The sequence below is a fragment of the Microbacterium sp. genome, from assembly GCF_029263575.1.
Classification (GTDB): domain Bacteria; phylum Actinomycetota; class Actinomycetes; order Actinomycetales; family Microbacteriaceae; genus Microbacterium.
This window is the reverse complement of the sequence record NZ_JAJUFV010000078.1, coordinates 1-14,064: the sequence shown is the minus strand read 5'-3', so window position 1 is coordinate 14,064 and position 14,064 is coordinate 1. Positions and strand designations below refer to the sequence as shown.

Here is a 14,064-nt window from a genome sequence, read left to right as displayed (position 1 = left end):
TGACCGAGGCACCGTTTCCGAGATGGAAGACGAGCTGACGCAGAGAGGCCAGATCGCGCTCGAGAAACGCCGCCGCGGCCTCGCTGACGTACTTGTGACTCGTGCCGTGGAAGCCGTATCGGCGCACCCGGTGCTTCTCGGTGAACGCCGCGTCGATGGCATAGGTGTACGCCGCCGGCGACAGCGTCTGGTGAAAAGCCGTGTCGAAGACGACGACGTGCGCGACGTCGTCGAACGTCGCACGTGCCGCCCGGATCCCGGCGAGGTTGGCCGGGTTGTGCAGAGGCGCGAGGACTTCGAGCTCGTGGATCGACTGCTCCACGGCATCCGTCACGATGGTGGGTTCGAAGAATCGCGCTCCGCCATGCACCACGCGGTGCCCGACAGCGACCAGCGGATGCTCAGCGAGAGACGGCCCGTGCGCGGCGAACTGCTCGATCATCACCGCGAACGCCTCGTCATGGTCGGCGATGGGGCGCTCGCTCGTGCGGGTGATGTCGAGCATCGTGGGCGCGGGTTCGGCGTCTGCGACGCGGCGGAGCGTGTGCGAGACGGTGCCCCTCTCCTGCCCGATGCGCTCGATGAGGCCCTCACCCAACGGCACTTCTCGCCGCATATCGATCAGGCTGTACTTCAGCGACGATGAACCGCTGTTGATGACGAGGACGACGCTCATGTATTCACTCAAGCACACGACATCGCCGCGTTGACACACTAAGCCTCGATCCGCCGATGAAGCTGGGGGCTGAAGGGGGTTATGCAGCAGAAATGCCCCTCAGATCTGGAGAATAGTGATTGTCTAGGACTGTTCACCCGGTTTGAGAGGCATCTCGTAGATGCACTTCAAGCGCGCTCCGGCCGCTGTATCGGCAATAGTCGATGATCCGAATCTCGTGTCGGCCGCGGGCCTGGTCCCGATGTTGCGATTGGCGCGGTCTGTGGGGCTGGATGAGTTCGCGCGTAAGCGGACGAAGAGACTGGATCACTTCCAGACCGTTCAACGAAGAAGGAGTCTGGAATGCACCGCAGAAAGCTGCTTGCCGTGATCAGTACGGCCACCACCACGGCGGGCATCACGGTCACGGGCGCTAGGCCGTCGTGCCCTGCGCCTGAATCGCCGTGATCGCCACGGTGTTGACGATGTCATCCACCAGCGCACCGCGCGAGAGGTCGTTGATCGGTTTGTTCAATCCCTGCAGCACCGGGCCGATCGCGACGGCGCCGGCCGACCGCTGCACCGCTTTGTAGGTGTTGTTGCCGGTGTTGAGGTCGGGAAAGACGAACACGGTCGCTCGCCCGGCCACAGCGGAATCGGGCATCTTCGCCTTGGCGACCGCGGCATCGGCGGCCGCGTCGTACTGGATCGGCCCTTCCACCGGCAGCTCGGGCGACCGCGCGCGCACCAGCTTCGTCGCCTCCCGGACCTTCTCGACGTCGGCGCCGCTGCCCGAATCACCCGTCGAGTACGACAGCATCGCCACCCGCGGCTCGATGCCGAACTGCTGCGCGGTCTCCGCTGACGAGATCGCGATGTCAGCGAGCTGGATGCTGGTCGGGTCAGGGATCACCGCGCAGTCTCCATAGACGAGCACACGGTCGGCGAGCGCCATGAGGAAGACGCTGGAGACGACATCGACACCCGGTCGGGTCTTGATGATCTCGAACGAGGGACGAATCGTGTGCGCCGTGGTGTGCGTCGCGCCCGACACCATGCCGTCGGCGAGGCCGAGGTGCACCATGAGCGTGCCGAAGTACGACACATCCGTCACGGTGTCCGCCGCCTGCGCCAGGGTGACGCCCTTGTGCGCGCGCAGCCGCGCGTACTCCTGCGCGAAGCGATCGACGTAGTCCGCGTCGGTGGGGCTGACGATCTGCGCCGCCGAGATGTCGATTCCCAGTTCGGTGGCGCGGCCGCGCACCTCGTCTTCCGACCCGAGAATCGTCAGGTCGGCGACGTCGCGCGCCAACAGCGTCGCCGCCGCCCGCAGGATCCGGTCGTCGTCGCCCTCAGGAAGCACGATGCGCTTGCGGTCGGCTCGGGCGCGCTCGATCAGTCCGTACTCGAACATCAGCGGCGTGACCACCCGCGATTCAGCCAGGCCCAGCTGCCGTGCGAGCTCGGCGATGTCGACGTGGGTCTGGAAAAGTCCGAGCGCGCGGTCGTAACGACGGCGCGAGTCTGCCGCCAGGCGACCTCGGGTGCCCATGACCCGCACGGCGGTGTCATAGGTGCCGTGGTCGGTGGTGATGATCGGCACGGTGGATGCGAGCCCGTCGAGGAGCCTCTCGATCGGCTCGGGCAGCGGGAACGGTCCGTTGAGGATGATCGCGGCGATCGAGGGGAACGTACCGGCGGCATCGGCCAGCAGCGCGCCCAACAGCACCTCGGTACGGTCGGCGGGGATCACGACGACGGCATCTTCGGTGAGCCGCGGCAGCACGTTGACCATCGACATGCCCGCGACGACGACGCTCAGCGCCTCGCGGGTGAGCAGGTCGGCATCGCCCTTGACGAGGGTGCCGTCGACCGCCGAAAGAATGCCGCGGATCGACGGCGCCACGAGCGTGCGATCTTCGGGAATGGCCCACACGGCCGTCGGCTCGGCCTGCACGACTCGCACCGCGTCAACGCTCTGCCCGAGCGCGTCGGGGTCGGCACGGTTGACGATCACGGCGAAGAGCTCGGCGCGCTCTTCCTGCAGTTCAGCGAGGGCCAGCGCGGCGATCTGCCCGATCGCCTGCGGCGAGCGCGCCGTCGACGTGCCCAGCTGCTCGGCACGCGCCTGCTGGTCTCGCCCGCTCAGCACCAGCAGCACAGGCGCTGCGAGGTTCGCGGCGACGCGGGCGTTGTACCCGAGCTCGGCGGGGCTGGCGACATCCGTGTAGTCGCTGCCGATGATGACGACCGCGTCACACTGGGCCTCGACGGCTTTGAAGCGTTCGACGATCGTCGACAGCGCCCGCTCGGGGTCGACGCGCACGTCGTCGTAGGTGACGCCGACGCAGTCGTCGTAGTCGAGGTGCACGCCATCGTGCGCAAGCAGCAGCTCGAGGACGTAGTCGGGTTCGGCCGCCGATCGGGCGATGGGTCGGAAGACGCCGACCCGGGGCGTGACGCGCATCAGCGCATCGAGAACGCCGAGAGCGATCGTGGATTTGCCGGTGTGCCCCTCGGCGGACGTGATGTAGATGCTGCGTGCCACGTGCTCAGCTTATGCCGGGCAGGGCCCGGAGAGGGCGTCGACGATCTCTCCGGCATCCGCTTCGAATCTCGCGTAGTGCTCGGGGTCGGTGTTGATCTGCACGCGGTGGATAGCGTGTGAGGGCTGCAAGTCCCGCCAGCCGTCGAGTCGCTTGAGTCGGGTGTAGAACAGCTCGGCGGCGCCGACCGGATCCATCCGGGTCTCCTCGCTCCCCCACCACTCCTGCTGCTGGAAGAGCCCGATGCTCGTGGTGCGGCTGCCGTCGGGATTCACGACGCCCGAAGTCTCCCAGTCGCCGTAGCCGATGTTATGCAGGCTGCTCTCGCCCATCGCGGCCATGACGCCGAGAACCTGGCCGTCGCGTTCGAGCCCCTCGGACTTCGCGGTGCTGATGATCAGAGCCGCGTTCTCGAGCTGATCGCCGTGCCAGCCGGCGACACCATCCTGCGGGAACGTCGACGGATGCTCCACACACAGGGAGAGGGGGTTACGCGCGGCCGCGAGCGGCACGAGCACGAACAGCAGCGCGGCCATGGTGAGCACGGCGCCGCCCACCGCGAACCAGGCCGCACCGCTCCTGCCTCGCCGTGCGCGTCGTCTGCGGGCGCTCACGCCGACGACGCTCCGCGGCGACGCGCGCCGGTGAGCGCGCTCACCCCGCCGCCGATCCCACCGAACAGGTGCGCCTGCCACGACACCCCGGCGCTCACGCCCACGATGCCCGCGAGCATCGATCCCCCGTACAGCACGATGATGATGGCGGCGATCAGCGCGTACGCGACGCGGTGCGCGATCGGTCGGGGAGAGAAGACTCGCACGACGATGTAGACGAAATAACCGAACACGAGCACCGAGGCGCCGACGGTGAGCGTGCCGGGAGCGTTGATGATCCAGGTGCCCACGCCGCCGATGAGGGCGACGATGACCGTGACGAGCCAGAAGCGGCGGGCTCCCTCGACGGCGACGAGGCACCCGAGCACGAGAAAGGGAAGGGAGTTGCTGAGCAGATGCAGCCAGCCCGAGTGCAGGAGCGGACCGAGCACGAGCCCGGTGATGCTTGAGAGATCCCACGACCGGAGCCCGAATCCCGTGAACGAGCCGGGAAGAGCGGCATCGATGAGCTGAATCGCCCACATCACGGCGAGGAGCACCACCGGTGACGCGAAGCGCGCGAGCTTACTCGGTGTCGTGTTCGACGATGCGGGGGCAGATGCGCTCACACCGTGATCCTTGCACCTCAACCTGAGTGACAGACCCGGGACGGAAATGAGAAAAGACCCTCCGCGCACCCAGCAGAGCCCGGTTACCCTTGCTACGTTTCCGTCCTGGGGGAATTGGCCTGGATGCTGTCACGCGGAGAGCCGCACCCAGTCTACCTGTCCTTCGCGGTACTCACGAACCGCGTGCGTTCAGACCCGGCTACGATCGAAGCACACCCGACGAAGGGCCGAGGGCACCGCATGCACGACACCCACACTCAGATCACGGCGGAGCAGTTCGCTGCCCAGACATCCGCCATCCTCACGTCGATCGGCGAGGTGATCGACGGCAAGGCGGATGCCGTGCGCAACGCGCTGGTCTGCCTGCTCGCGGAGGGGCATCTCCTCATCGAAGACGTGCCCGGCGTCGGCAAGACGATGCTCGCTCGGGCCCTCGCCGGAAGCGTCGATGCGACGGTGCGCCGCATCCAGTTCACCCCCGACCTGCTGCCGGGAGATGTCACCGGAGTTTCGGTGTACAACCCGGTCGATCGCCAGTTCGAGTTCAAACGCGGCGCTGTGTTCGCGCAGATCGTGATCGCCGATGAGATCAACCGTTCGTCGCCCAAGACGCAGTCGGCACTGCTGGAGGCGATGGAAGAGGGCCAGGTCACCGTCGACGGGCAGACGCATCCGCTCCCCGAGCCGTTCCTCGTCGTCGCGACGCAGAACCCGCTCGAGATGGAGGGCACCTATGCCCTGCCCGAAGCGCAACGCGACCGCTTCATGATGCGCATCTCGATGGGATATCCGGATGCCGAGGCCGAAGCCCTCATGCTTCGTCAGCGCGACAGCGTCAATCCCCTCGACGCCATCGCGCCGGTCGCAGACGCCGCCGCCGTCGCACAGCTGATCGGGTGGGCGCGTGCTGTGCATGTCTCCCCTGCTGTCGAGGAGTACGCCGTGTCGCTGTCGCAGGCCACCCGCAACGACCCGGGCCTGCATCTGGGCGCGAGCCCGCGCGCCACCCTGCAGCTGGTGCGTGCGGCCAAGGTGTGGGCGGCGCTGGACGGCCGAGAGTTCGTCATCCCCGACGACCTGACCGACCTCCTCGTTCCCGTGTTCGCGCACCGCCTGCTGCCCGCACGCGGCGTGCACCGGGCGGGCACGCAGCCCGTCGAGACGGCGCTGAATCAGATCATCGAACGCGTGCGCGTGCCGCTGGCCGCACGGTTCTGAGCACGATCATGCGTCGACGCCGCTCGCTCACCTTTCGCGGTGCCGGAGCGCTGCTGGCCGGCGTCGCGTGTGTGATCGCGGCCAATGTGCTGGCCGCGCCGATTCTGCTCTACGTTGCGATGCTGCTGTTCGCACTCGTCATTCTCGCCGCGCTCGCGGTGCATGTTCCGCGCCGCAGCGGGTCGGTGACCCGCCGCATCTCCACGGACCTGCTCACGGTCGGCGAGCGGTCACAGGTGGAGGTGCGGTTCGATCTGCGGGCACTGCGTGTGCCGCACGGGATCTGGACAGACCAGCTGCCCCCAGCGGTTTCCGGCGAAGCCGCCGGCGAGTTTCCAAGCGACGACGGCACCCGGCTGAGCTATTCCATCACCGGCATCCGGCGTGGTATCTGGTCGATCGGCCCGTTGACGCTGCGCACGATCGACCCGTTCGGTCTCGCCCAGCGCGAGCAGTTGTTCGGCGAACCGCGAACGATCACGATCGTCCCCGAGGTCGTGCCGCTTGCGCCGCTCGCCTCGACCGTGGGCGCCGCGGGGGGAACAGCACACGCCTCGTCGAGCAGACTCGGCCAGGGCAGCGACAACCTGTCGCCGCGGCACTATGTGTCAGGCGACTCGATGCGGCGCATCCACTGGCGCGCCACAGCGCATCGCGGCGACCTCATGGTGCGCCAGGAAGAAGAAGAGGCCAGCCCCGATGCACTCGTGATCCTCGATCGCACCGCGCGACGTTGGAGTACGGCCGCCGACGACCCCGCCTTTGAAACGGCGGTGTCGGCGTGTGCTTCGATCGCTCTGCACCTGCTGCATGAGGGCTACAGCGTCGACGTTCTCGACTCTGCCGGAACCGTGATCGGTGCACTGCGCGGGCACGAGGACGACCGCGATGACCTCTTGGTGGCGCTGTCCCATGTCACCCCGCACGGTGAGGCACACGAGATCGTCACGCTCTTCGATGGCACGCCTCCCGGCCCGCTCGTGCTGATCACCGGGCGACTCGACGACACCGACGCCGCGACGATGCGACACGGCGGCGCGGCAGCGCCGATCATGCTCGTCACCGACCCGACTGCGGAGGCGGGAGACGTCCTCGCCGAGCAGGGCTGGTCGGCAGCCACGCTCGCCGATGACGTCGCCGACGCGTGGGCGGATGCCCTTCCTCCGCGCCTGACCGGTGGTGATCATGGCGTACGTTGAACCACACGGCACCGCATGGGTCGCAGAGAACGAACGACGTCGCAGTCGCGCGCTCACCGTCGGGCTGCTCACGGTGTGCGCCGTGTTCGTCGTCCTGTGGCCGTACACGTCGGTCATCGCTGCGGGGCCGTGGTCGTTCGTGTGCGCGTGCGTGGTCTTCGTCGTCGCACTGACCGGCGTGTTGATGCGCCAGCTGCGCCTGGGGCCGACGGCGCGCAGCCTGTGGACGCTGTTCGCCCAGGTGCTCGTGGCGATCGGCGCTCTGACTCTTCTCCTCGTGCCGCAGGGGGCGATCCTCGGTGTGGTGCCGACCGGATCCACTGTCACCGCGCTGGGACGGCTCCTGATCGAGGGCTTCCAACAGGTGCAGGTCAGCGTCGCGCCGATGGACGACACCCTCGCCCTGCGCTCGATCCTCGGCATCGGCATAGCGATCGTCACGATCCTGCTCGATCACCTCATCGCCCAGCGCTTGACACTGTTGGCGGTGTTGTTCACTGCGGCCGTGGGGGCCGTGCCGATGATCGTCACCTTCGGCGACGCGAACGTCGTGTGGTTCGTGATGCTCGCGATGGTGTCGCTGTTCCTGCTGCGCCACGGCATCCGTCACGACCATCGGAATCCACGGCGCGCATCGGCCGGCGTCGCGGTCGGGGTCGGTGCGACAGCGACCATCGTCGCACTCGTGCTGACGCCCATCTTGCCGGTCTCGGCGACGTGGATGGGCGCGGGAACGAGCCTCACGCTCAACCCCTCCCTCCGCCTCGGCGACGACCTGCGCCGCCCCGCGCCGACCGATGTCATCACGATCGCGACGAGCGACACACCCGCGCCGTATCTCCGCATCGCAACGCTGTCGCGCTTCGACGGCCGAGTCTGGACGGCCGACGAGACGCCGGCGCAGCCGCTGTCCGATGGCTTCGGCGAAGCCGACTGGTCAGAGGCGATTGACGCGGATCCGCGGCGCACCTCCATCCGCATCAACGGCATCTCCAGTTCGTGGCTGCCGGTGCCGTATCCCGCGACTCAGATCGTGGGGGCATCCTCGGCGTGGAATGTGATGCCTGCCAACCGCACGGTCATCTCTGAGACGCAGAACGCGGCGGGCGCCGATTACACGGTCACCTCCGTCGATGTCGCGCCGACGCTTGAGCAGATCAGAGCCGCCGATGCGGTGGCGGATGCCGCGCCGGAAGAGCCCGTTCCCGACGTCGTCGCCGAGACCGCTGCCGAGGTCACAGCCGACGCCGACACCGACTACGACCGGCTGGTCGCCCTGCAGAACTGGTTCCGATCGCAGTTCACGTACTCACTGGAGGCCCCGGTCGAGGGCGATTTCGACGGCACCGGCAGCGAGGCGGTCGAGGCATTCCTCGAAGCCCGCTCAGGCTATTGCATCCACTTCGCCGGGGCGTTCGCGCTGATGGCGCAGTCGCTCGACATGCCCGTGCGGATCGTGGTCGGCTACCTTCCCGGTCGGTTGACCGATGACACGCGCGGCGATGACTCGGTCTACGTCGTCAGCAGCGATCAGCTGCACGCCTGGCCGGAGGTGCGGTTCGACGGCATCGGCTGGGTGCCGTTCGAGCCGACGGCATCGCTCGGTGTGCCGACGCTGTTCCAGGCAGCCGAGACGGATACCGGCGGGACCACACCCCCAACGGAACCGACACCGAGCGCCGCGCCGACGACCGCGGCCACGAGCGGGCCCGAGATCGACCGCGATCAGGGCGACACCTCGACGGCAGACGGCCAGTCGTTGCAGCCGTTGGATCCGACGCCGGTCATGTTGGTCACCTTCGCTGTGCTGCTGGTGATCGTGCTTCCGGCGTTGATCCGGTTAGCGATGCGGATGCGCCGCTATCACCGGGCGCGCGCGGGCGATGCGGTGATGGCCTGGAATGAACTGCGCGAGACGCTGATCGACCTGAGGCTGCCGGTCTCTGATGCCGACACTCCACGGGAACGCGGAGCGGAGCTGGTCAAACGCGGAGCGGACGCCGGCGCCGTGCACGTGCTGGTCGGTGCCATCGAACAGGCAAGCTACGCCCGAACCGTCGAGAAGGATGCCGATCTGGCTGGCGCGCTGCGACGGGTGAGCGACGATCTGCGCCACAGCGTCGATATGCCAGCCCGATTGGCCGCGGTGTTCGTTCCGCGGTCACTGTTCACGACGTCGTCGGCATCCGTGACTGCCTCGTAGCGGATCCGCACGAGGCTAGCGGAGTCAACGAGCCGATGCTGCGGTGTGGTCCGCGCACGCGACAGCATCGCACTCGGCGCACACGACGAACTGCCGTCGGCAGGAGAGATCAGGGCAGTTCGCTGTGCGCTTGGTCTGCGCACCGCATCCGGCGCAGGTTCCGATCACGGCGGCGTGGTCGCTGAAATCGACGGATCCGCGCTTGTCGAAGACGTACAGCGACCCTTCCCAGAGCCCGTCGTCTCCGAACCGCTCGCCGTACCGGACGATGCCGCCATCGAGTTGATACACCTCTCCGAACCCGCGTGAAGCCATCAGACTCGAGAGCACTTCGCAGCGGATGCCCCCGGTGCAGTATGTGACGACGGGCTTGCCCTTCAGATCATCGTAGGCCCCGGAATCCAGCAGATCGACGAAGTCGCGCGTCGTCTCGGTGGCCGGCACCACGGCGTTCTTGAACCGACCGATCTCTGCCTCCAGGGCGTTTCGTCCGTCGAAGAACACGACGTCATCACGCTGTGCGAGCAGGTCGTGCAGGGCTTCCGGGCTCAGTCGGGCACCGCCGCCGACGACGCCGCTCTCGTCGACCTGCAGCTCACCGGGTGCGCCGAACGACACGATCTCGTCGCGCACCTTGACGCTGAGCTTGGGGAAATCGATGCTGTGCCCCTGGTTGTCGAGCCCGGTGCCCTCGCTCCATTTGATGTCGGCATCCGTGAAAGCGGGGTACGAGCGAAATGAACGTGCCCATTTCTTGAGGGCGGGCAGGTCACCGCCGAGCGTTCCGTTGATGCCGTCCTTCGAGATGATCAGGCGGCCGCGCAGACCGAGCGCTTCACCGAGATCACGCTGCCACAGCCGGATCGCCTCGGGATCGGCGAGCGGCGTGAAGGCGTAGAAGAGAACGATCTTGGGTGTCGACACCCTCGTAATTTTACGTGGCCTGCGGTGGTGCGGCTGGCCGCTGCTCCCGTTCTGCCGAGCGGCGCGGTCGAACAACGAAGAACACGACGAGCGCGGCAACGGCGTATGCGATGAACGGCGCAGCCCACAGCCACCATGCCCCGTGGGTGATGGCCGGGGCCAGCAGCAGCCCCGCCGCAAGCAGAGCCACAAAATAGGTGATGGCCCAGGCCACGCGGCTCCACTCCCACAGCAGCCGTCCCTCGAAGGTCGGCATCGGCAGGAGCGCGAGCGGCAGCGATCCGATCGTCGTGATCAGCAGCACGGTGCTGAGTTCGAGGCCGATGATCGAGGCGAGATCCATCGCGGTGACGAGCTCTTGTGCGCGGGTCGCGTCGATCGCATCCCACTGCACGAGGTCCGCGAAGGGATGCGCCGCGACGTATGCGTGCGCCACCGCCGCGGCTGCGCCGAGCAGCAGGGCCCACACGGCACCGACCAGGACGGCGATGCCGCCGAAGCGAGCATCACGTCGAGAGACATCGACATCGGCCGGACGATCGACGGCGAGAAGCAGTCCGAACACGAGCACCGGACTCGCGCTGATGAGCTGGGTGAAGACGACGACCGCCACCAGAACGAGCAGGTGAATCGGACGCACCACGAGACGCGTGCGCTGCGAACGCCGCGACGAGAACGCCCGCTTGAGGAGGCCGGCGGTGTAGTTCACGATGAGCAGCACCAGCAGGAAGACCCCGGCCAGGCGCGCCGTCGCCAGCGTCAACGTGTATCCGTTGACGGCGAGGCCGGCCAGCGCCGCGGCGGCGACGAGCAGCACGAAGGCGAGGAACCCGTGCGTGCCGACCGTGAGCCGTTGCCACAGCGGCCGTCGAGGCCCTGCTGGTTCGGCGGGAGCTTCTGCGACCGCTGCCTGCGGCGCATCCGACGCGATCGGCGTCGTCGTCGCCGTCGGAACCGGAGGCATCGGCGGAGCAGGAGGGACCGGCGGGGCGGGCGGAACGGCTGCGGGGCTGATGTTGCTGTCGTCACTCATGTGCGCCTCCTGCGATCCGGGGAGCATCCGCTCGTCGCTTGCGCCTCGCAAACAGCACCATCGGCACACCGATCAGAGCAGTCAGCCCGAGGGCGGCACCAGCGGCGGGCAGCGCGGCACCGGTGATGGCTGGCGTGTCGGCCTCGAGATACGGCGGCACCGACTGCGCCAGGGCACTCGGATCCGTGAGCGCGCCCGGCGCGACGACGGTCACGTAGGGGAATTCTTTCGATGTCGGCTCGGGGACGGAGATGGTGATCCAATCCGCCTCTCCTCGAGCGTCGTAGCCGCTGGTGTAGCCCACCCATGCGCCGTTCGGGTAGTCATGCTGCCCTTCCGCCTGCCTGGTGAGGTCTTGGATGAAGAGCTTGTGCACACCCGGTCCGAGCGTCGACACCGGAATCTGGATCTCGTTGACAGCGGGGTCATCGGTCTCGATGATCGTCACGAACTCGGTCGTCCAGGGGTTCTCGGCGCTGCACGCGCTCATGGCCTCCGCTTCAGCGGAGCCTTCGGTGAAGCTCCACGTGTAGGTGCCGTCGTCGTTGACGTCGCGATGCGTCGATGGATGGGCGGCGAACTGGTCATGGTTCGCGAACTGGCTGACGAACTCGAGCTGCACATCGCCCAGGCAGGTGTACACCTCGTTGATGGCCTCGATCGCCTGCTCGGGCGACTCCCAGACGCCGTCGCTCGGATCTCGCTCCCAGGTGGCGATGTAAGCGCCATCGCGACGGATCGTGACCGACCAGTACGCGTCGTCGCCTTCACCGACCACCTCACGGAAGCCGTTGTAATCGTCGTCTGCGAACCCGGTCTCATCGTCTGCGGCCAGTGCTGGCGCTGCGGCGAACGCGGAAAAGGCAACAGCCGCCATCGTCGCTGCGGCACAGACAGTTCTCAGTCGTCTCATGGATTCCCCCTGCCGCGAGCATAGCGATCTGGTCGCAGCTCGCGTCGGCTGCTCGGCCCGGCTGTGGATAACTGCGCGATCGCCAGGTGGCTGAGCCCGCGGACATGATCGGATAGGATGGACAGGTTGTTTCCTGGTGACGTGTCCGAGCGGCCGAAGGAGCACGCTTGGAAAGCGTGTGTTGTGCAAGCAACCGAGGGTTCGAATCCCTCCGTCACCGCCAGATGGCTGAAGGGCTCCGCGTAGCGGGGTCCTTCAGCCATTTATCACGTGCTGCGGGCTTCGGCCAGGCGCAGGCCGAAGCCGTGCTCGCCGAGGTCCGGTGGCAGGCGGTGCATGCCCACTCGTTCGTAGAACGCAGCGGCGCCGACATTTCGCGGGTCGATCTGCAAGTGCACAGCGGGCACCCCACGGCGCGTCAGTTCGTCAACGAGCGTCTCGATGAGCTTTCGTCCCAGCCCCTGCCCCTGCGTCTCGGGCAGCAGGTCGATGTGCAGGTGCGCCGGGTATTCCGCGGCCTTCGCGCTGGGCGCGGCCCCGCGAGCATACGCTTCGACGAGCAGCTCACGCTCACGCGTGGCTGAATCGGTCGGCTGCGGGAACCGCTCGGTGAACGGCGGCCACCATTCCTCGCGAAACCACTTCTCGAAGGCATCCGTATCGTCAGTCGCGACGATGTAGCCGATGATACGACCGTCTTCGCCTTCGACGACCCAGGCCAGATCAGGATGCCGCTCGGCATAGGGCACCGCGAACAACAGACCCCACAGCTCGTCATCGCTCAGCAGACCGCGCGCGTCCGATCCGGCATCCGCCGTCTGCACGCATACGTCGAAAAGGGCTCCACGATCAGCGGCAGCATAGGGGCGGATCACCGGCATCACTCCAGCGTACCCACCGGCCCATCCGGCTGGGTCTGCTGCTGCACCCACGGCAGCAGCACTGCCGCCACGAGCAGCGCCGCGGCGATACCGACCAACGCTCCCCCGATCGTGTCGCTCAACCAGTGCACCGACAGTGTGGTGCGCGATAGCGCCATCGCTACCGTCCACACAGCGGCTACGATCAGCGTCCACACGGCCGGAAACAGCAGCACGACAACGGCCGCGATCGTCGCGGCGTTCGCCGTATGCCCCGAAGGGAATGAACCGTAGTCAGAGAGCACGAGCATGTCCTCCGGACGCGCACGGCCGAACACCTGCTTCAGAGCCTGCACGAGCCCGGCACTGATCACGAACGTCGCGAGCGCGAAGACCGCCGCGCGCCACCGCCGGGCGATCACGAGCGCCGCGGCGATGAGAAGAGGCACGAGCAGGGTCGCGATCCACCCGCCGCCGATCTCGTTGAATACGTGCGCGAGACCGACGGTGGCCTCCGAGCGCCAGCCGGCCATCTGCCTGTTCCACCAGATATCGATCGCTGTCGCGTCGACGCCGATGGCTCCCGAGACGAACGCCCCCAGCAGCACTGCAGTGGCCAGCAGTCCGAACCCCCACCACACCCGTGCGCTGCGCGTCATCCCTCCATTGTGCACGCCACCTCGCCGTATGATTCAGACACACGCGGCGCGCGGCCGCGGGAATGGAGCCGACATGACAACCGAGCACAGCACTCTCATCGCCGCAGGCATCGACGAGCTCACTGAGCAGAACCCCTTCCGCGAGGGGCGAGTCTCACCCGCGAAGGCGATCGACGGCCCCGGTTTCAAGATGCGCCACCTCGCGTTCGCCACCGGCGTCGTGATGAAAGAGCACTCCGCGCCGGTGCCGCTGCTGATCCACGTCGCAGCAGGCCGGGTGCTCCTGCGAATCGACGGCGCCGAACACACCCTGACGAGCGGCGGCGTGTACTACATCGCCCCGAAGGTTCCGCATGAGGTCGAGGCATCCGAACCATCGCGCCTGCTGCTCACGCTGATCGGGTGATGACCGATGGCGCTACGGCGTCAGCATGGCAACGCTGCGCGGGCGAATGATCAGCCACAGCGCCAGAATGCCCACGACGGCGCAGCCCACCATCACCGTGGCCATGCTCGTCGCGGTGATACCACCTCCGGCTGAGATCAACCCCACCACCGGTGACACGATCGCGGCGACGCCGTTATTGGTCGCGCCGAGGATCGACGCGGCCGTCCCCGCCGCTTTGCCATGG

Annotated in this window: 12 protein-coding genes, 1 tRNA gene, 1 other RNA gene and 2 pseudogenes; 5 read left to right on the top strand and 11 right to left on the bottom strand. The window is 67.3% G+C overall.

Annotated features, from left to right (window positions below; genetic code table 11):
- The 5 genes and pseudogenes from Q1J95_RS09385 to ffs form a co-directional block, all read right to left on the bottom strand.
- A pseudogene (locus Q1J95_RS09385) lies at nucleotides 1-676 on the bottom strand (acetate kinase); the annotation flags it as partial.
- Between the two features lie 412 nt (nucleotides 677-1,088).
- A complete protein-coding gene (pta, locus tag Q1J95_RS09380; protein WP_300267251.1) occupies nucleotides 1,089-3,203 on the bottom strand; it encodes a phosphate acetyltransferase in 2,115 nt (704 codons plus the stop codon).
- A 9-nt stretch (nucleotides 3,204-3,212) separates the two neighbouring features.
- A complete protein-coding gene (locus tag Q1J95_RS09375; RefSeq protein ID WP_300267250.1) occupies nucleotides 3,213-3,815 on the bottom strand; it encodes a hypothetical protein in 603 nt (200 codons plus the stop codon).
- Nucleotides 3,812-4,423, bottom strand: coding sequence for a rhomboid family intramembrane serine protease (locus Q1J95_RS09370; protein WP_300267249.1), 612 nt, complete (start codon nucleotides 4,421-4,423; stop codon nucleotides 3,812-3,814). Before Q1J95_RS09370 ends, Q1J95_RS09375 begins: the two co-directional genes overlap by 4 nt.
- Before the next feature lie 49 nt (nucleotides 4,424-4,472).
- Nucleotides 4,473-4,569, bottom strand: an RNA gene (gene ffs / locus Q1J95_RS09365) — signal recognition particle sRNA small type.
- Nucleotides 4,570-4,663: 94 nt separating this feature from the next.
- Between ffs and Q1J95_RS09360 the strand changes: the two genes are divergently transcribed.
- The 3 genes from Q1J95_RS09360 to Q1J95_RS09350 are packed head-to-tail and all read left to right on the top strand — an operon-like array spanning nucleotide 4,664 to nucleotide 9,043.
- A complete protein-coding gene (locus Q1J95_RS09360; RefSeq protein WP_300267248.1) occupies nucleotides 4,664-5,641 on the top strand; it encodes an AAA family ATPase in 978 nt (325 codons plus the stop codon).
- Nucleotides 5,642-5,649: 8 nt separating this feature from the next.
- Complete coding sequence (locus tag Q1J95_RS09355) at nucleotides 5,650-6,840, top strand: DUF58 domain-containing protein (RefSeq protein ID WP_300267247.1); 1,191 nt, start codon at nucleotides 5,650-5,652, stop codon at nucleotides 6,838-6,840.
- Entirely contained in the window at nucleotides 6,827-9,043 is a 2,217-nt protein-coding gene (locus Q1J95_RS09350) for a DUF3488 and transglutaminase-like domain-containing protein (RefSeq protein WP_300267246.1), read from the top strand. The genes Q1J95_RS09355 and Q1J95_RS09350 overlap by 14 nt, the downstream gene beginning before the upstream one ends.
- A gap of 24 nt (nucleotides 9,044-9,067) precedes the next feature.
- On the opposite strand, the gene Q1J95_RS09345 is transcribed toward Q1J95_RS09350, so the two are convergent.
- The 3 genes from Q1J95_RS09345 to Q1J95_RS09335 are packed head-to-tail and all read right to left on the bottom strand — an operon-like array spanning nucleotide 9,068 to nucleotide 11,913.
- The gene (locus Q1J95_RS09345; RefSeq protein WP_300267245.1) at nucleotides 9,068-9,967 is read right to left on the bottom strand and encodes a rhodanese-related sulfurtransferase; all 900 of its coding nucleotides are present in this window, start codon (nucleotides 9,965-9,967) and stop codon (nucleotides 9,068-9,070) included.
- A 10-nt stretch (nucleotides 9,968-9,977) separates the two neighbouring features.
- A complete protein-coding gene (locus tag Q1J95_RS09340) occupies nucleotides 9,978-11,000 on the bottom strand; it encodes a hypothetical protein (RefSeq protein ID WP_300267244.1) in 1,023 nt (340 codons plus the stop codon).
- Complete coding sequence (locus tag Q1J95_RS09335; RefSeq protein WP_300267243.1) at nucleotides 10,993-11,913, bottom strand: hypothetical protein; 921 nt, start codon at nucleotides 11,911-11,913, stop codon at nucleotides 10,993-10,995. The genes Q1J95_RS09340 and Q1J95_RS09335 overlap by 8 nt, the downstream gene beginning before the upstream one ends.
- 135 nt (nucleotides 11,914-12,048) lie before the next feature.
- Between Q1J95_RS09335 and Q1J95_RS09330 the strand changes: the two genes are divergently transcribed.
- Nucleotides 12,049-12,136, top strand: a tRNA-Ser gene (locus Q1J95_RS09330).
- 43 nt (nucleotides 12,137-12,179) lie between these two features.
- On the opposite strand, the gene Q1J95_RS09325 is transcribed toward Q1J95_RS09330, so the two are convergent.
- Nucleotides 12,180-12,794 (bottom strand): GNAT family N-acetyltransferase, encoded by a 615-nt coding sequence (locus tag Q1J95_RS09325; protein ID WP_300267242.1) that lies wholly within the window; start codon nucleotides 12,792-12,794, stop codon nucleotides 12,180-12,182.
- Nucleotides 12,794-13,432, bottom strand: a complete 639-nt coding sequence (locus tag Q1J95_RS09320; protein WP_300267241.1) for a phosphatase PAP2 family protein — start codon at nucleotides 13,430-13,432, stop codon at nucleotides 12,794-12,796. The genes Q1J95_RS09325 and Q1J95_RS09320 overlap by 1 nt, the downstream gene beginning before the upstream one ends.
- Nucleotides 13,433-13,505: 73 nt before the next feature.
- Between Q1J95_RS09320 and Q1J95_RS09315 the strand changes: the two genes are divergently transcribed.
- Nucleotides 13,506-13,838: a cupin domain-containing protein gene (locus Q1J95_RS09315; protein ID WP_300267240.1), complete on the top strand. Its 333-nt coding sequence runs from the start codon at nucleotides 13,506-13,508 to the stop codon at nucleotides 13,836-13,838.
- A gap of 12 nt (nucleotides 13,839-13,850) precedes the next feature.
- Here the strand turns inward: Q1J95_RS09315 and Q1J95_RS09310 are convergent.
- Nucleotides 13,851-14,064, bottom strand: a pseudogene (locus Q1J95_RS09310) (Bcr/CflA family drug resistance efflux transporter); the annotation flags it as partial.